17 protein-coding genes are annotated in these 16,479 nt (G+C 39.1%); 10 read left to right on the top strand and 7 right to left on the bottom strand.

Annotation, left to right across the window (positions count from 1 at the left end; translation table 11 throughout):
- The first annotated feature begins 160 nt into the window (after positions 1–160).
- The 6 genes from DSM106972_RS16485 to DSM106972_RS16460 all read left to right on the top strand — a co-directional run bounded on the left by DSM106972_RS16485 (position 161) and on the right by DSM106972_RS16460 (position 5,089).
- On the top strand, positions 161–667 hold the full coding sequence (locus tag DSM106972_RS16485) for a hypothetical protein (protein ID WP_127081718.1): 507 nt from the start codon (positions 161–163) through the stop codon (positions 665–667).
- A 39-nt stretch (positions 668–706) separates the two neighbouring features.
- Positions 707–1,156 (top strand): hypothetical protein, encoded by a 450-nt coding sequence (locus DSM106972_RS16480; RefSeq protein ID WP_127081717.1) that lies wholly within the window; start codon positions 707–709, stop codon positions 1,154–1,156.
- 377 nt (positions 1,157–1,533) lie between these two features.
- A complete protein-coding gene (locus DSM106972_RS16475) occupies positions 1,534–2,484 on the top strand; it encodes a fatty acid desaturase family protein (RefSeq protein WP_127081716.1) in 951 nt (316 codons plus the stop codon).
- A 7-nt stretch (positions 2,485–2,491) separates the two neighbouring features.
- Positions 2,492–3,232: an iron-containing redox enzyme family protein gene (locus tag DSM106972_RS16470; protein WP_127081715.1), complete on the top strand. Its 741-nt coding sequence runs from the start codon at positions 2,492–2,494 to the stop codon at positions 3,230–3,232.
- On the top strand, positions 3,210–4,289 hold the full coding sequence (locus tag DSM106972_RS16465) for a DUF3419 family protein (RefSeq protein ID WP_127081714.1): 1,080 nt from the start codon (positions 3,210–3,212) through the stop codon (positions 4,287–4,289). Before DSM106972_RS16470 ends, DSM106972_RS16465 begins: the two co-directional genes overlap by 23 nt.
- Complete coding sequence (locus tag DSM106972_RS16460) at positions 4,286–5,089, top strand: hypothetical protein (protein ID WP_127081713.1); 804 nt, start codon at positions 4,286–4,288, stop codon at positions 5,087–5,089. The genes DSM106972_RS16465 and DSM106972_RS16460 overlap by 4 nt, the downstream gene beginning before the upstream one ends.
- Positions 5,090–5,096: 7 nt before the next feature.
- Here the strand turns inward: DSM106972_RS16460 and DSM106972_RS16455 are convergent, their stop codons facing one another.
- Together DSM106972_RS16455 and DSM106972_RS16450 are read right to left on the bottom strand one after the other, a co-directional pair.
- Entirely contained in the window at positions 5,097–5,711 is a 615-nt protein-coding gene (locus tag DSM106972_RS16455; RefSeq protein ID WP_127081712.1) for a hypothetical protein, read from the bottom strand.
- A gap of 593 nt (positions 5,712–6,304) precedes the next feature.
- A complete protein-coding gene (locus DSM106972_RS16450) occupies positions 6,305–6,898 on the bottom strand; it encodes a DUF2087 domain-containing protein (protein ID WP_127081711.1) in 594 nt (197 codons plus the stop codon).
- Between the two features lie 701 nt (positions 6,899–7,599).
- Here DSM106972_RS16450 and DSM106972_RS54920 point away from each other — a divergent pair.
- On the top strand, positions 7,600–7,725 hold the full coding sequence (locus DSM106972_RS54920) for a hypothetical protein (protein ID WP_267901127.1): 126 nt from the start codon (positions 7,600–7,602) through the stop codon (positions 7,723–7,725).
- Here DSM106972_RS54920 and DSM106972_RS16445 read toward each other — a convergent pair.
- Together DSM106972_RS16445 and glpX are read right to left on the bottom strand one after the other, a co-directional pair.
- On the bottom strand, positions 7,718–9,004 hold the full coding sequence (locus DSM106972_RS16445; protein WP_127081710.1) for a glutamyl-tRNA reductase: 1,287 nt from the start codon (positions 9,002–9,004) through the stop codon (positions 7,718–7,720). The genes DSM106972_RS54920 and DSM106972_RS16445 overlap by 8 nt on opposite strands.
- Positions 9,005–9,199: 195 nt before the next feature.
- On the bottom strand, positions 9,200–10,237 hold the full coding sequence (gene glpX, locus DSM106972_RS16440) for a class II fructose-bisphosphatase (RefSeq protein WP_127081910.1): 1,038 nt from the start codon (positions 10,235–10,237) through the stop codon (positions 9,200–9,202).
- A gap of 400 nt (positions 10,238–10,637) precedes the next feature.
- Between glpX and grxC the strand changes: the two genes are divergently transcribed.
- Entirely contained in the window at positions 10,638–10,955 is a 318-nt protein-coding gene (gene grxC, locus DSM106972_RS16435) for a glutaredoxin 3 (protein ID WP_127081709.1), read from the top strand.
- A 125-nt stretch (positions 10,956–11,080) separates the two neighbouring features.
- Here grxC and DSM106972_RS16430 read toward each other — a convergent pair whose 3' ends face one another.
- The 3 genes from DSM106972_RS16430 to DSM106972_RS16420 form a co-directional block, all read right to left on the bottom strand.
- Positions 11,081–11,653: a Uma2 family endonuclease gene (locus DSM106972_RS16430; protein ID WP_127081708.1), complete on the bottom strand. Its 573-nt coding sequence runs from the start codon at positions 11,651–11,653 to the stop codon at positions 11,081–11,083.
- A 66-nt stretch (positions 11,654–11,719) separates the two neighbouring features.
- The gene (locus DSM106972_RS16425; RefSeq protein WP_127081707.1) at positions 11,720–12,664 is read right to left on the bottom strand and encodes a hypothetical protein; all 945 of its coding nucleotides are present in this window, start codon (positions 12,662–12,664) and stop codon (positions 11,720–11,722) included.
- Positions 12,665–12,689: 25 nt separating this feature from the next.
- The gene (locus DSM106972_RS16420; protein ID WP_127081706.1) at positions 12,690–13,133 is read right to left on the bottom strand and encodes a deaminase domain-containing protein; all 444 of its coding nucleotides are present in this window, start codon (positions 13,131–13,133) and stop codon (positions 12,690–12,692) included.
- Positions 13,134–13,302: 169 nt separating this feature from the next.
- On the opposite strand from DSM106972_RS16420, the gene DSM106972_RS16415 reads away from it, so the two are divergent.
- Both DSM106972_RS16415 and DSM106972_RS16410 read left to right on the top strand, forming a co-directional pair.
- Positions 13,303–14,697, top strand: a complete 1,395-nt coding sequence (locus tag DSM106972_RS16415) for a folate/biopterin family MFS transporter (protein ID WP_127081705.1) — start codon at positions 13,303–13,305, stop codon at positions 14,695–14,697.
- A gap of 273 nt (positions 14,698–14,970) precedes the next feature.
- Positions 14,971–16,476 carry a carotenoid oxygenase family protein gene (locus DSM106972_RS16410; RefSeq protein ID WP_127081704.1) on the top strand — a complete coding sequence of 502 codons (1,506 nt, stop codon included), beginning with the start codon at positions 14,971–14,973 and terminating at the stop codon, positions 16,474–16,476.
- Positions 16,477–16,479 lie beyond the last annotated feature (3 nt).

Below are 16,479 nucleotides of genomic sequence, written 5' to 3'. Positions count from 1 at the left end.
GAAACTTAAGAATGACTTGTTAAAGTAAGTTAAACATTCAGATGCCTCACATAAGTAGTTTGTATTCCAAAATCCGTTATTATACTCAAGCCAAAGCTTAGAAAGTAAGGTTAACCTATAATCGTTACAATTTTGACCGAATAAATATGGATGTTAAGGTATGATTCGTTACTTGCTGTTAAGTTTTGCCTTCATGCTTATACACTGCACTATCTTTACGAAGAGCGTAAATGCTGATGAAGGTAGTGCAGCTGGAGACGTACCTGTTAATTGCACTTTTAGCAATAGTGTAGATGGACAATTAGGCATTAATCAAGATGGGACAGTCCTTAGTAGTAGTAGTAGTGTTGATGATGGGGCGCCTGCAAGTCTTGAAATAGATTGTAGTGCGGATGCAACTCTGACTATTTCTGAACCTGTGCGGAGTGGTGGCAATGGTGCAACAACGTTTTTATCTGATAATTTATCTGCAAGAGCTACTGCAACATTAGTTTCAATGGATACTGAAGAGAGTTTACCTGATATTAATATTGAATCAGGTAAACCAGGTAGCAATATTCCTGGCAACTCTTTAGGAACAATTAAAATTAATATGGAAGCGCGTCATAGTGAAAAAATATTGCCTGGAAAGTATAGCTTTACCGTTACTATAACTGCAACTCCCTAATTTTATTATTTGCTATAAATTTAATTAATAAACAAAAAAATGATTCGTCGTATACTGTTCATATTGACTATTATAATTACTGCAAATGTAGGTACATCAAAGAGTGTAGTAGCTTCTGAAAAATCAAAAGAATGTAGCTTCACTCAAACCAATCCTGGTGTATTAGTTTCTCAAGGAAACCCATCAACTAAGCTTGTTTCTTTTAGTGAAGTCGGTGGTACTCCAACTCAGATGAATGTTACTTGCTATAAACCTGTATTTTTAAGTGTATCGGCGCCTATTCAAGTTTCTGGTCATAGTTTTACACCTGTATCTTCTTTCGCTATAGTTAGGACTCCACAGGGAAATTCTACTAAAACAGGTGATGCACCTGTTGCTTTACCTGAAGGAACAACTCCTATACAAATTAATTTTTCTGTAGATAGAGGGCGCCGTCTTAGGTCTGGAAATTATAGATATATTGTAAAATTCACGGTCGTAACACAGTAGTTGATATAGAATCTGGTGCGTGACGCTACAAGTCTTAATATTTACGTTGAAATTTTTTCGTAGCCTTCACGCACCCTACGTTCTTTAGGCGCTAATTTGTTTTTTATACTTTTGACTTAATTGTTATTTTTATACGGGTTGTAGGCGCCGAGGAATGTTGCGTAATATTTTGTTATATTTTGTTGGGTTCATGGGCGCCTCCACTCAACCTGCATGGTTTTATAGTGTCCAGTTAAAAAAGTTGCACACTTAGCGGCAAGATTTGTGATGTGACTACTATGCTGGAATAAAGTGTTACATTGTAAGCTTAGTTGTAATACATTAAAACTTAGTATTAACACTTATTTAGATTAACTTAAAAAAAGTATCAATTATATATGGAATCTACTGTAATTCAGTGGGAGAAGCCGCGTGTAAATCCAGATTTGCTAAAGGATTTACATGTTACTGCTCATCATCACAACTGGCGCCTGATAACATTCTTAATTTTATATATTGTTGCTGGCTATAGTGCTTTTGTTATATCTCAAACAATTATAAATCCTTGGCGCCCGCTTGTTTGTTTGCCGTTATATCTGGTTGCAGCAGCTTCGCTACATGGAATTAGCTTGTTTACCCATGAGGGTGTGCATGGAGTTCTGCATGGTAATTCAGTATGGAATCGGGCACTAAGTATTATTTGTGCTTTACCTGTTGGACAAAATTATTCGGCATATAAAGTATTACATCTTAAACATCACAAGCATTTGGGCTTAGAAGGCGACCCTGACCATTATAGTAATTATACGAAGTGGACTTGGTTACAGTTTTTGATGTACTGGGGGCGCCTAATTATTGGTTATCCGGTGTATTTAGTGGCAATTCCAATTCTTGGGTTTCGTCAAGGTGATACTCAAGATAAAGTTTGGATTGCAATTGAAGTTGCTTTATTAGGAATTTTAGCTACTACGTTAATTGTGGCGCCAATTAATATCAGCTTGATAATACATGGTTGGTTAATACCGATGATGTTCATTAACACAATGGTGAATATTCGCGGTATGAGTCAGCACACGCTGTTAGAACATGAGTTTGATCTTATTCGCGGTACACGCACTATTCTTACAAACCGAGTTACGCGCTTTTTTATGTGTAACGAAAATTACCATCTTGAACATCATTTGTATCCTGGTGTGCCTTGGTATAATTTGCCACTTTTACATAATGAGCTTAAGGATGAATTAATATCTAAAGGCGCCCCGTTTATTCCTTCCTATTTTGCATTTGTACGGGATTTTACTCTTGCTAGCTTCCAGAAATCACCAGTTGGAAGTATTTCTATTAAGTAATAAATATATGCAGGCATTTATATCGAAACCAATATCTATAATTAGTAAAACACCAGAATTATCTTGGAAAGAACTAATTAAATTACCAACATTAGAAGCTGCAATAACACAAGTTGCTTCTATATATGATTTTAACAAGCATCCTTATTTTGTATGGATGAATGAGGAAGCAACAACGCGCGATGCTTTTCTCAAAAGTCAACTACCTTTTCGCTTTGCAGTTGAGTCTTTTTCTCAAGCATTAGCAGCAGTTCTCGCGCGTGTACAGTTTCTGGAAGCGCGACTGCCTCTTTTCGCGAATATTGCTGAGGAACATGGTTATGGTAATGTTTTACGTTCCCACAAATTTACTTTTCGCGAGTATTTACAAGCTTTGGGAGCTTTGGACAGTGAGTTTAATTCGCCCTGTACTACTCCTGTATTAGCTTTTAATCAATCGATTTTAACTTATTGCTTGACTCAAAGTCCTGAAGCAGGCGCCGCGATGCTATGTATAATCGAATATTTGTATGTAGGTATTAGCAGTTCGATTGCTAGTACCCTACAGCAAAGGCTATGGACACTACCTGGTAGTCAATCGCACTACACGACTCACGAAAAACTTGATACCGAACATGCTAGAGATTTAATGGATATAGCAATTCCAGCATGGAATACATTGGTGTTGCGTCCTCAAGTTGCACAAGCTCTTGTTTTGGGCGCCTACTATTTTTGGAGTTTGTATAATGATTTGCGCCCCACCCTCTGATATTTCATTTTCCCAAGTTCGTGAAGACCCCACTATTGAACTACAGGTTATCAAGCAATTAACCCAAACGCAAAATCATCCATTGCGAGTACTAATAATTGCGTCAGGAGGATGTACAGTATTAAGTCTACTGTCATGTCCAAATGTAGGACACATTGATGCCGTTGATTTAAATCCTGCACAGCTGCATTTAGTTGAATTACGACGACAAGCATTACTACATTTACAGCTTGAAGAACAACTAGATTTAATCGGCGCCACTAAAATAACTCAAGCCGAACGGGTTAATCTGTATAATCAAATCGCATCTCACCTGCCAACCTCAACTCGAAATTATTGGGATGCACGAATTGAACAAATTGCTTTTGGTCTAAACCAAATTGGCAAATTCGAGCAACTGTTTCGCGAATTATCTGCGAGCTTTACTGCATCAGGTCTTAACCCACTACGCAACCCAGACACCGTAACTATAAATCCACTTTGGCAGCAAATTTTTGAAACTGTCTTTGAACGTAATAAACTTGCACGCATTTTTGGTGATGCTGCCGTTAATTATTCTATGGATAGAAGTTTTGGCACACATTTTGCCGATGTTTTTGCCAAAGCTTTACATAAATACACAATGGCAAATTACTTTCTAACTCAAGTTTGGAGTGATTCTTATTCTTATGGATTTGATGGTGTACCACTTTACTTGCAACCAGATACCCAAATCTCAATTCGAGAACTTAAAACCTCAAGATTACACCTACATCAAGGCGCCTTTGCCCAAAAAATGCTCGAACTAGCAACAAGCCAACCTTACGATTTGATTCAATTTTCTAATATTTCTGACTGGATGCCCCCTAATGATTTAGATGAAATGCTTCAAAATGCCGTACATTGCTTAAAACCTGGTGGTGCATTAATTGGACGAAGGCTTAATGGCGACCATCATCTTGCCTCAGTCATGGCTAAACATATTTATATAGATAAACAACTTAATCACAAACTTTTAGAGTCTGACCGTTCGTTCTTCTATCGTGAAATAGTTGTGGGGTGGGTACAAAAAATATGAAGTTTCACCGTATTGCTCCCGCAGAGCGCCATATGTTTCAAGAGGAAATTGTTAGCATTGAAACAATTGCCAAATATCCTCTAGGAAAAGATTTCTTTCAAATAGATCACGGTCTAGATTACTTTGCTTTTTTTGACCGTCTTGGTAAAGTTAATTACTACGTAATGCACGATAATTATATAGTTGGGGCTGTTGGTGCTGGTATACTACGTCAAATTCCATACCAGCAAGACTCGGCGCCGATGAGTGCATGGTACCTTTGTGATTTAAAAGTTCACTCTAATTACCAGGGTCGTAATTTATCTTTACGAATTCTAAGTCATGCCGTAGTTGATGGGATTCGTGAATGTAGCTGTGGTTATACGATTTCTATGAATCCTGGAGACGGTAGTCCTAACCGTTGGGTAAAAGTTATTGAAAAATACTCTAGAATTAAATTTACCACATCTACCCAATTAGGTATTTATAGCCTAGATGCGGCGACAATGAGTGATGTTGCTCCATTAATTGTTAAACATCGAGGCAATATTTCTTATATAAGTCTTAAAGGCATTAAAGACTTACGCTTGCAAAGCACAGGAAATATTTTGCCACTCGTTCACGTCCAGTGGGGAGCAAATGTTGAGAAAGGCACACCAGAAGTGATACCGGGGTATACTCATATGTTCTGTGTGCCTACTAATGATGAACTTGCACGGGCATTAGGACGTTTTGATATATATCCAGGCGCCAGTGCAAGTGTTGTGAGTCATGGAATGGATAATAGTGATTGGCGTTTTATTCTAACTAGTGATATATAGGCACTAATTACTTGACAGATACTTCAGGGTTGCGCTGAATGTAGCTTTGAACTGACTGTGCCGAAGGAAAACCACTAGTTGCAGTTTGTACAGATGGCTGAGTTGTTGTTATAACCTCATACTTCATAGAAGATATTGGGGTTATAAGCGGCTTTGTTGCAGGTCGTCGCACAGCTACGACAGGTTCTGGAGTTGGAACTGGTAAAGTTTCTATAGTTTGTTTTATTTTTGGCTCTATTACCGAGGATGTTACATGGTCTCCTTCTAAAAACCATGAGAGCGAAGATAGCATTGGACTCGAAGGCGCCACTTTGAGTTCGTTGATTTGAGCATCTTTATTAGATATTTCTGTTTTAAGCTCAGATACTCGCTTCTCTAATTTAGATGACTCTTTCGCAGAGTGGCTCGAAGCTAATAATGATGCAGTCGTCACCGTTACCCCTATGGTTAGCAAAGCTCCTAGCTGGGGCGAAATAATATCTTTGAGTCTACCATCAAAGACTTGTCGGTTTTCAAGTTGAACTTGCACTGGTTTGGAACCTTGCGTGAATAATAGGGCGCCAAAGCCAGCCAACAATGTACCTGAAATTACAACGGTTGGCAATAATATCTTTTTGAGCATATCGAAAATCTACTGGTATCGAGTTTACGTGACTGAAATTGTTATTTCTAAAACTGCACCCTAGCTGAACAGCCATTCAACACCTCTGTAGTCCTTATGTACTGAACTACGGAAGCTAGGGAAGTAAATTTTGCTTACTTACTCATCTCAAATTAATTTCTTATTAAACCATTATTTGTATAAATTTGATGAATTTTATCAATACTTTGTAAATTTTTTACATAGTTGCTGTTAGTTATACAAGTAAATACTTATTTCAGTTTCTAATAAGTTACCAATACATGACTTTCCATACGCAAGTGTTCTAATCCAAGCATGGGATATAAAAATAACTACCAAACAGCGAGTAACCGACTTATACATACGCTTAAATATTGATATGACAGACAAGCAGCAAATTGTTTATCATATATTGCACTGATGTTTATGTATATAAAAATACATTTTTTATCAAAATTTTATTACTGAATCGTGTCTGGCGCCGAAGTATATAAAAGTTATAAAAGTTATTAGCGCGAAAAAGAATAATTAAAATAGTAATTTTGTATTCAAACCCAACTTTTTTGAGAAGTTGGGTTTGTAGAGGTGGGAAATCAGTTGTCTTTATCTAGACGACAATAAACTGCCTGTTCACGCATCAACAGTTGGTACCCCACTAATTCGCGTCGCAGAGTGGCAAAATCAGGATGATAACGCTTAATTATTTCATTGACATTACGTTCAGAATATTTGACCCCCACTTCAAATTTTTCTACTAACCATTTGAGAACCACCAAGCGTTTTTTTCGACTTGCAGGAATCTCTTTCAGATGTTGCACAGCTTCAGGGTTTTGAAAATCTCCTTCTATATAAGTTTTTAGTACTTTGTTTTCCCATGCTTGTGTACTAACACCTTCAACCAAAGAAGCCATTTTCTCTGGTGTAAAAATTTCTTTACTCAAGCTTTGTAATGCCTCACTATTTAACTGATATAAATGAGCATTTCCTTCTGGACGCATACTAACCAAATGTAACTCTTTTAATTTAGCTAAATGGTGAGATACTGTTGGCTCTTTAAGTTGCAGTAGTGCCGCCAATTCCTCCACACTACATTCTTGCGAAGCCAAAATACCTACAATTTTTAATCTGCTTTCATCTGCTAACGCTTTAAAAAAACGCAGCAAAATTTTAAATTGCTCATTTTTCATAGTTTTTAATAATTGATTCGATACTCATCTAATTAGAGCTGAATCTAACTATTGTGCTGCCCTCCTTTCACACAGCATTCCTGAATCCCTGTTTGATTTTTTGCAGTCAATTTTTCATTTTGTAGTCTTTTTACAAGGAAAATTTAGTTTCTTAAGTAGTTCTTTACATTTGTATACGTTAAGCTGCTCAAAAGCTATAAAATCTAAGATTCGGAAGATAAGGATGTGAGACTAAATATAAGTATTTTCTAATTACATCATTAGAAAATCAAAACGAAACAAATGGTTGAGGAGCTAAATTAACGATTAAAATCTATCTTAAGTTAGGTATTTAGATATTTTTGTACGATGATGAAAAGAACGTGCATTTATATGCATCGTTCAGACAATCCGTATAGCGGCGCCCACACAACTGATAAGAGCGTTATAAAATCCAGCCTAGACTAGTAGTCCGTGTCATTAATTTTAGTGGGTAGGCTGGCAACGGATGACTCTAGGATGTAACGGATAGTTGATTCGTTTAGATGAGGCGCCGCAAAATCAAATTTTGTTTGTATCAAATAAATCATCCGTTACATCCGTTACATCCGTTACATCCGTTGCCAGCCAGGATTTGTAAGTGTAGCGAGCTTAATCTATGTAAATATACGAAATAAATTTTTCGTTTAAATTCTTGCCAGCTTGGTAATTGATCAAAAAGAATGAGTGCCAAGTGGAAAGCAAATTTGCTTGCTCTCCACTCAGCACTCAGCACTCAGCACTCAGCACTCAGCACTCAGCACTCAGCACTCAGCACTCAGCACTCAGCACTCAGCACTCTTAACTAAACTGTTCTTCAACATCAAGGTTAAAAAGCATTTGGAGTGTTTGCATACATTTTCGACGAGCTTCAACATCTTGTTGGGCGCGTAACTGTACCATTGGGTCATGTAAAATTTTGTTAACGATACCGCGTGTTAAAGCTTCAATAATTTCTTGATGTTTATCGCCAAATTCTGAACCTAGACGTGATAGAGCTTTTTCTAGTTCTTGTTCACGGATAGTTTCAATTTTTGACCGCAAGCAGCTGATTGTGCTAACTGTTTCTAAACTACGCCACCAAATATCAAAAGCTTCAGATTCTTGTTCTAGTAAACCTTCGGCTTCTTGTGCCATTTTACGACGACTTTCTTGGTTTTGCGCCACGACTGCTTTTAAATCATCAACGTTAAATGCTTGAACAAATGTGAGTTCGTTGACATCGACATGGACGTTACGGGGAACTGATATATCAAATAGCATCAAGCGACGATTTGGTTCTAAGACCATTTCTAACTTGGCACGGTCAAGTATTGGTTCGGTAGCAGATGTACTTGTAAATACCATGTCGCTTTCGGCAATTACTGACATCATGTCAGCGAGTAGGTGAGTTTTAATAGGTTGTCCTGGGAACTGTTGTGCTAACTCAGTTGCCCGTGCCATCGAACGATTAACAATAGAAATTTCTGCAACACCTTTAGCTACTAAGTGTTGTACAAGTAACTTTGACATTTTTCCGGCGCCAAGAATAGCGACACGGCACATACTAAGGTCTTCGGCTTTGATATGGGCCAATTCGACTGCTGCCGAACTAATAGAAACGGCGCCAGTACCAATAGAAGTTTCAGAGCGCACCCGTTTACCGGCTGAAATTGAATGTTTAAATAATCGATTCAAAATTGTTTTTACACCATCATATTGCTGCCCAAGCTTATAACTATTTTTAACTTGTGCAAGAATTTGACCTTCACCAAGAACCAAGCTGTCTAACCCACCAGCAACACGCATCAAGTGCATAACAGCATCTTCATGGAGCAGCATAAACAAGTGGGGTCGTAAGGCTGTCATAGGTAACTTGCTATGTTCGCTAAGAAACTGAACAACTTCGCGAATACCGAGTTCGGTTTCACTCGCTGTAATATAAATTTCCAGACGGTTACAGGTACTGAGAATAGCAACTTCTTCAACATGAGGGTAATTAAGAAGTTGGGCGATAGCGGTTTCAACCTGTGGTTCTGGAATACTTAATTTTTCCCGGACTTCAACGGTCGCGGTTTTATGGCTTAAGCCTACTACTGCTATATTCATCTGCTAAATCGTAATTTGTAACAATGTTTTGTAAGAAAGTGCTGAGTGCTGAGTGCTAAGTACTGAGTGCTAAGTGAGTCGTGCTAAGTGCTGAGTAGAGTTTTGAGTAATTATTCCTAACTCCTAACTCCTAACTCCTAACTCCTAACTCCTAACTATTTACTCAGCACTTAGCACTCAGCACTCATAACTTTGTTAGTGCAGTTGAATTGTCTGTGGGTTATCAAACATGTGGATGGTATCGACAAAGCGAGCGGTTTTCGACTGGCTGGAAATTACCAAACTTTGAGTTCTAGCACCACCGTGGAAGAAGCGAACACCTTCCATTAAGACTCCGGGAGTGATACCGCAAGCGGCAAACAATACGTTTTGACCGGAAGCTAACTCGTTAGTATCGTAAACCCGGTCGCCGTCGGTAATACCCATCTCATTTAGTCGGGCAAGGTTGCCTTCTCTGCTTTCGCCAATTAAACCAGTTTGAACAACTTCTGGGTCATAAATTAACTGTCCTTGGAAGTGTCCACCTAGGCAACGCATTGCAGCCGCAGAAATTACACCTTCAGGCGCCGCACCAATACCCATAAGCGCGTGGATGTTGGTTCCAGCGAAACCGCATGAGATAGCAGCAGAAACGTCACCATCGCTGATGAGTCGAACTCTGGCGCCAACGGTACGAATTTCCTGGATTAATTCCTTGTGACGCGGACGGTCCATAACGACGACAACTAACTCCTCGACCGAACGGTTCAAACATTCAGATAGGATTTTAAGGTTTTCGGTGGCAGACTTATTGATATCTACATGACCTTTTGCTTGAGGAGGTGCAGCCAGCTTCTTCATATAAAAGTCAGGAGCAGCAAACAAACCGCCTTTTTCTGAGATTGCCAATACAGCCATCGAGCCATTTTGACCATAGGCAACAAGGTTAGTACCTTCGCATGGGTCAACAGCGATGTCAATCTCAACTAGTTCATCAGGGTTACAGTAATCTTTTGCATCTGCACGAGTACAAATACCGACTTCCTCACCGATATAAAGCATCGGCGCCTCGTCACGTTCGCCTTCCCCAATTACAATACGTCCACGCATGTAAATTTTGTTCATACGTTCGCGCATTGCTTCTACTGCTACTTGGTCAGCAGTATTCTTTTCACCCTTACCCATCCAGCGTGAGGAAGCGATAGCCGCTTGCTCAACTACTTCGATAATCTCTAACCCAAGAGTATTTTCCACAGAGTCTGCCCTCTCAATTGCTTGAATTCGCGGTGTTTGCAACAGCCGTTTCCAAGTCTACCAAAGGGCGGATACTACAATAAACTAGTCTTTGCCCTGACTTCATTAATTTTTACTGCTTTTATTCGCTTAACGAACAAAGTTTACGTCAACAAACATTTGTTCTATCATCTTCCATTGTAGTGATTTTTACGTTACACTTACAAGTATTTCCAAGTTTCCTTGTTTTTACATTATAAAAATATCTATAGTGAAACAATCTAAGATAATTATTTTTTATTCATTTACAAGGCTTTGAGCTTTACAAGTATTTTAACTTATAATTAATACTAGGCGTTTCAGCGCCATTTATTTCAAATGTAAATTTTAAACACACTACGTAAGTGTTTCCACTAATACCATGCAAAATTTGATAAATTCGCTTCTTGGGCGCCATCCCGAAAAAATAAAAGCAAATGTTGAAATTTACACCTGGCAAACCTGTCCTTATTGTATACGCGCCAAAATGCTGCTGTGGTGGAAAGGGGTGGAATTTACGGAGTATAAAATAGACGGTTCGGAAGAAAAACGCGCATTAATGGCAGAACGAGCAAACGGGCGCCGGAGTGTTCCGCAAATTTTTGTAAACAATCAACACATTGGCGGATGTGATGATATGTATCAGCTAGATACCCAAGGTCAACTCGACCAGCTACTAAGTCAAGAAACAATAGCATGATAATTTTTGATTTGTCATGAGTCGCGAACGAAGCATCTTAATATGTCATGCTGAGGCACGAAGCATCTCTCAATTGTCATGAGTCGCGAACGAAGCATCTTAAAAATTCTGACGTGATATCACAATTAAGGAAAAATCGAAGATAAATCAAGAGAAGAAGACGGTAGTGGCAAGTCAACAGATTGGTTTGCCAGGAAAATGCGTTTAAAACGATAACCAAAGTTACCTTGGGAATCTTGGTAAGGTTCGCTGTATGCTTCTAGTTGATTTGCAACTAAATTGAATATCCAATAGTAAGGTATTCCAGCTTCTGCATACAGTGGCATTTTGACATCACGGTCGTAATCTAAAGATGAATCAGCTATTTCGACCACTAAAAATATATCCTCTGGTGTAGGGTGTCCAGATAGATAATGATCTGAAGCAAGACGGGCAATAGTAAAATCCGGTTCAGGTTCGCTGCCAGATGGCAAAGTAATAGGGTCTTGACATCGTAACTCAGCTTTACCAGCAATTAATGGCGCCAATTCTCGAATTAAATTACTACAACAAACCGTATGTGGCGTTCCTTTTGCTGCCATCCGTACTAATTCCCCACGAATAAGTTCGACACGTTCGTCTTCATGAAAGAAGCCAATCTTGATTAAATGATGATATTCATCGAGTGTAAAGCGCCGCGTTACTACATTACTCAACATAATTTTTACAAAAATAAGGTTTATACTTATATTCTATTCTGACAAACTATAAGAGCAAACATCGCGCTACCATTTCCACTCAGCCTTATCCCAACTGGTAGTATCACAATCATAAAGTAAAATATCATCTTTTTTCTCTGCCATTTTAGCAAAAGCTTCATTCCAACCAACGCGCGCTTCGGACACAGGATTAATACTTAAATGGTTGTTACGCAAACTCGACAATAGCGTTGATAATTCAGATTTTGATAAAATTGACCATATGGTGGAGCTAATACTGTTAAGTTTTTCCATTTGACTACCTACAATACTATCTTTATTTTCTAAATTATCTATTGTATAAATAAAATTAGGAGGTAGTAAATACCAAACTGCTGGAACAACTTCGAGTAGCCACCAATCAAATAATTCACGTCTTCCTTGTGAGCCAGGAAAGATTGCATAGCCTTCTAGACAATCATCTACAATTTCTATCAAAGCTTCTAATGACTGATTAAAATCAAGTGTTTTAATTGCATTACTATAAACATCCAAAGCTTCTTGCCAAATTTGAAAGCTTGTTAGTTTACTATCATTAAAATTATAATTGTTATTGATATCTTCTATTATACTATAATTTTCATATTGAGAATTAGAGCTAATAGACTCAGTAGATTCTTGATTGAAATTAAATATATTTTCCGAAACTTCTAACATCCATAAATTTATCTGTCTAATTGTCTTTTCAGGAATTGAGCAACTTGGTTGATAATACTTGATAGTTGGCTCCACAACTAAAGCTAGTATCAATGCCATCCAGACATAACGAAGGTGAGTCAAGGTTTGATTATTATCTTTATATATTTCCAGAATTTCATCTATGGCATGTGAGAGTGAAGTTATTTTCTCTGTTTCTGGTTCGTAAAGCTCTTCATAGTGTTGGCGCCAGACTTTTATGATTACACGTTGGAAAGAGTCAGGCATATTGTATAAAAATTCTTTTTTTTCAAAACTGCTTAATTCCAAAGTCATAAGCTTAATTTGAACCTCTATATCTTTAGAATTGAGGTGGGAATGGGTAGTCCCAAAAAACTTGTATAGTTATTTGCGGAAACTTATCCTCGAACTGCCGCAAAACGGTACTACAACTTTCACACGGTTGAAACTCTGTATAAAGGTAAAGTTTACCCTCTACTTGAAGATGGTAAAACATCTCTAAAGTATTAGCAATTTCTGATATCACCTTGTACTCAGCATCGGTATCCATAACTCGTTGTGTTCGAGAGTCAATAGCGGGTTCAAACTGTCCTCCTACTGATTTTGGCTTCGGTATTTTGGGAATAGGACTTTTGCTACCACCCTTTGATGTCGCCCCAGCACAAAATGATACATCTCCCTCAAGGTATAATTCGGCAATTGCAACGTTGCTTTTGCCAACTGGCTTTCCTAGGTATCGTTCGCGAATTAAGGCGGCGCCAGTTCTTAAATCATCTATCCTCAAAATTCCGTCTCAAGAAGGATAATGGTTTAGCACAATATTTGCTTCAATGTAGCAAAATTTTGCTTTTAGCCTAATAAATTTAAATTCCTTAACATATTTGTGAGTAAGCACAGTTAGATGGGAAAACTAGATATGATAGAAAAGTCACAATTCTTAATGAATGTTATCAATGCTGATTTCCTCCTCTGGTTTGTCCAAGGTCAAAGACTCAGTTAAGGAAAAGATTTTCTTCGGCAACGAACCAAGTGCTGAGTTAATCGCGATTTTAACTGTCTACTTTGTCCAAGGTATCTTGGGGTTGGCGCGCCTTGCCGTCAGCTTCTTCCTCAAAGATGAACTGCGGCTTAGTCCGGCGCAGGTTTCAGCACTTATGGGGATTGTCGCCCTACCTTGGATAATCAAACCTTTATTTGGCTTTCTTTCTGATGGTTTACCGATATTTGGCTATCGGCGCCGTCCATACCTAATACTTTCGGGGTTAGTAGGAGCAATATCTTGGGTGTGGTTAGCAACAATTGTTCACACTCAAATAGCGGCTACTGCTGCCATAGCACTTGGTTCACTCTCGGTTGCAGTTAGTGATGTTATCGTTGACTCGCTAGTTGTAGAACGTGCGCGCGGTGAGTCACAAGCTTCGGCTGGTTCTTTACAATCATTGTGTTGGGGCGCCTCAGCAGTTGGAGGATTAGTCACCGCTTACTTAAGTGGAATGCTTTTACAACATTTCACAACGCGCACGATTTTTTGGATTACCGCTTCATTCCCGCTTATTGTTTCTTGTGTAGCATGGTTAATTGCTGAATCTCCTGTTAGCAAAGAAAGCATAAAAAACCAGCCAGAGGACGATATAATTGATATAAAGCATCAATTTATACTACTGAGAAAGGCACTTACGCAAAAAGCAATCTGGCTGCCTACAGTATTTATATTTCTTTGGCAAGGTACACCATCAGCAGATTCTGCATTTTTCTTTTTTACTACTAACGAGCTTCACTTTGAACCGGAATTTTTAGGGAGAGTGCGTTTAGTTACAAGTCTTGCATCGCTAGTAGGTGTGTGGATATTTCAGCGCTACTTAAAAACCGTTCCTTTCCGCGTCATTTTTGGTTGGACTATTGTTTTGTCAACAATACTTGGGATGACAATGTTGCTCTTGGTAACTCATGCGAACCGAGCGTTGGGCATTGATGACCATTGGTTTAGTTTGGGTGATAGTTTGGTGCTAACAGTAATGGGGCAAATAGCCTACATGCCATTGTTAGTACTTGCAGCAAGGTTATGTCCTCCCGGTATAGAAGCTACTTTCTTCGCATTATTAATGTCTGTAAATAACTTAGCAGGATTACTCTCTTATGAATTCGGCGCCGTGTTAATGCACGCGATGGGAATTACAGAAAGTAATTTTGATAACTTACCATTACTAGTATTGATTACTAATTTAAGTACTCTGCTACCGTTACCCTTTTTAAATTGGCTACCTGCGGCAGAAAGTCAAAGCGTTGGGGTGGCGCCGTCTACACCTGTAGAAGAATCTTTTATACCAGAAGAAGTAGGGGCAGGTTAACCGAGATATACAGCACAACCCCAAGGCTCTGTAAGGGCGGGTTAACCGACATATACAGCACAACCCCAAGGCTTTGTAAACCCGCCCCCCTATGCACGGTACCCTGTGCTGATGATATGCGTTCCTGACGATATATGGGGCGGGTTTAGGGGATGTAAATACTATTGGAGGTTATGGGTTAACCCGCCCCTACGGTATCCGCGCCCCCACAATATCCTGTCCTGATGGTATGTGCCTGCACTACGAAATCTTATAAAAACTAAAATTACTCACATGCAAGGTTTTCAACTTTACGAACACGCAACAACAGTACCAGAACCATCCTACCTTCGTGACGATTGGCAAGGAGGATATCAATCACTCAAAGAAGAGAATGATTACTGGATAGATAATATAGAAGGAGAAATTCCTCATTCACTGCAGGGAACATTATTTAAAAATGGCCCCGGTTTATTTGAAGTCAACGGGCAAAGAATTCACCATCCCTTCGATGGTGATGGAATGATAAGTAGAATCACTTTCAAAGACGGACGCGCGCATTACAGTAACCGTTATGTCCGTACCGAAGGATATGTGAAAGAACAACAAGCGGGCAAGCTTCTTTATCGTGGTGTGTTCGGAACACAAAAACCCGGTGGATGGTTAGCAAATATATTTGACTTCAAGCTTAAAAATATTGCCAACACAAATGTAATTTACTGGGGTGGTAAATTACTCGCACTATGGGAAGCAGCAGAACCACATCTTCTTGACCCAGCAACTTTGGAAACATTAGGAAGAGAAAACTTTAACGGTGTTCTATCTGAAGGTGAAGCATTTGCCGCACATCCACACTTCGACCCAAGTTGTGCAATGGACGGTGGCGCCCCATGTATGGTAAACTTCTCCATCAAACCGGGACTTTCCACCACAATTACAGTATTTGAGTTAGACACCACAGGCAAAATAATCAGAAAACACGCGCATAGCGTACCAGGTTTCTGCTTTATTCACGATTTTGCCATTACAGAAAACTACTGTATATTCTTTCAAAACCCCGTTGCATTTAATCCTATACCCTTTGCTTTAGGAATGCGGGGTGCAGGTGAATGCATTAAATTTCAACCAAATCAACCAACGCGCGCAATAATTATTCCTCGCAACCCCAATTCAAAAGTATCTGGCAAAGAAATGCAAACCCTAGAAATTCAATCGGGTTTTGTATTCCACCACTCAAACGCATTTGAACAAGGTGATGAAATCATAGTTGACTCAATATGCTATGAATCATTACCTGAAGTCGAACCCGAAAGTGATTTTCGGCAAGTTGATTTTGACGCGCTTAAACCCGGACAACTATGGCGCTTCCACCTCAACTTAAAAACCCAAACCGTAACCCACGAAGTCATCGAACCTCGCTGCTGCGAATTTCCTAGCTTGCATCCAGACAAAGTGGGGCGCCCATACAGATACGTATACATGGGCGCCGCACATGGACAAACAGGAAACGCACCACTACAAGCATTTGTCAAAGTTGATATAGAAACAGGAGAAAAACAACTTTGGAGTGCGGCGCCACGCGGTTTTACTGGTGAACCAGTATTTGTTCCACGTCCAAATGGTACAAGTGAAGATGATGGTTGGGTATTAGGGCTAATATATGACTCAGAAAACCATCGTTCAGATATAGTGATTTTAGACGCGAAAGACTTTACTAAAGGCGCCATTGCAAAACTACATCTCAAAAACCATGTTCCATATGGCTTGCATGGAAACTTTGTAAACTCAGTCTTCATTTAATTA

Origin of the sequence: Dulcicalothrix desertica PCC 7102, from assembly GCF_003991905.1 — a bacterium.
GTDB lineage: Bacteria > Cyanobacteriota > Cyanobacteriia > Cyanobacteriales > Nostocaceae > Dulcicalothrix > Dulcicalothrix desertica.
The sequence above is the reverse complement of the archived record's forward strand: the minus strand, read 5'-3'. Positions and strand labels throughout refer to the sequence as shown.

Coding starts and splice junctions, on each gene's coding strand:
- DSM106972_RS16485 (WP_127081718.1), top strand. CDS start 161: ATGATTCGTTACTTGCTGTTAAGTTTTGCCTTCATGCTTATACACTGC.
- DSM106972_RS16480 (WP_127081717.1), top strand. CDS start 707: ATGATTCGTCGTATACTGTTCATATTGACTATTATAATTACTGCAAAT.
- DSM106972_RS16475 (WP_127081716.1), top strand. CDS start 1,534: ATGGAATCTACTGTAATTCAGTGGGAGAAGCCGCGTGTAAATCCAGAT.
- DSM106972_RS16470 (WP_127081715.1), top strand. CDS start 2,492: ATGCAGGCATTTATATCGAAACCAATATCTATAATTAGTAAAACACCA.
- DSM106972_RS16465 (WP_127081714.1), top strand. CDS start 3,210: ATGATTTGCGCCCCACCCTCTGATATTTCATTTTCCCAAGTTCGTGAA.
- DSM106972_RS16460 (WP_127081713.1), top strand. CDS start 4,286: ATGAAGTTTCACCGTATTGCTCCCGCAGAGCGCCATATGTTTCAAGAG.
- DSM106972_RS16455 (WP_127081712.1), bottom strand. CDS start 5,711: ATGCTCAAAAAGATATTATTGCCAACCGTTGTAATTTCAGGTACATTG.
- DSM106972_RS16450 (WP_127081711.1), bottom strand. CDS start 6,898: ATGAAAAATGAGCAATTTAAAATTTTGCTGCGTTTTTTTAAAGCGTTA.
- DSM106972_RS54920 (WP_267901127.1), top strand. CDS start 7,600: ATGAGTGCCAAGTGGAAAGCAAATTTGCTTGCTCTCCACTCAGCACTC.
- DSM106972_RS16445 (WP_127081710.1), bottom strand. CDS start 9,004: ATGAATATAGCAGTAGTAGGCTTAAGCCATAAAACCGCGACCGTTGAA.
- grxC (WP_127081709.1), top strand. CDS start 10,638: ATGCAAAATTTGATAAATTCGCTTCTTGGGCGCCATCCCGAAAAAATA.
- DSM106972_RS16430 (WP_127081708.1), bottom strand. CDS start 11,653: ATGTTGAGTAATGTAGTAACGCGGCGCTTTACACTCGATGAATATCAT.
- DSM106972_RS16425 (WP_127081707.1), bottom strand. CDS start 12,664: ATGACTTTGGAATTAAGCAGTTTTGAAAAAAAAGAATTTTTATACAAT.
- DSM106972_RS16415 (WP_127081705.1), top strand. CDS start 13,303: ATGCTGATTTCCTCCTCTGGTTTGTCCAAGGTCAAAGACTCAGTTAAG.
- DSM106972_RS16410 (WP_127081704.1), top strand. CDS start 14,971: ATGCAAGGTTTTCAACTTTACGAACACGCAACAACAGTACCAGAACCA.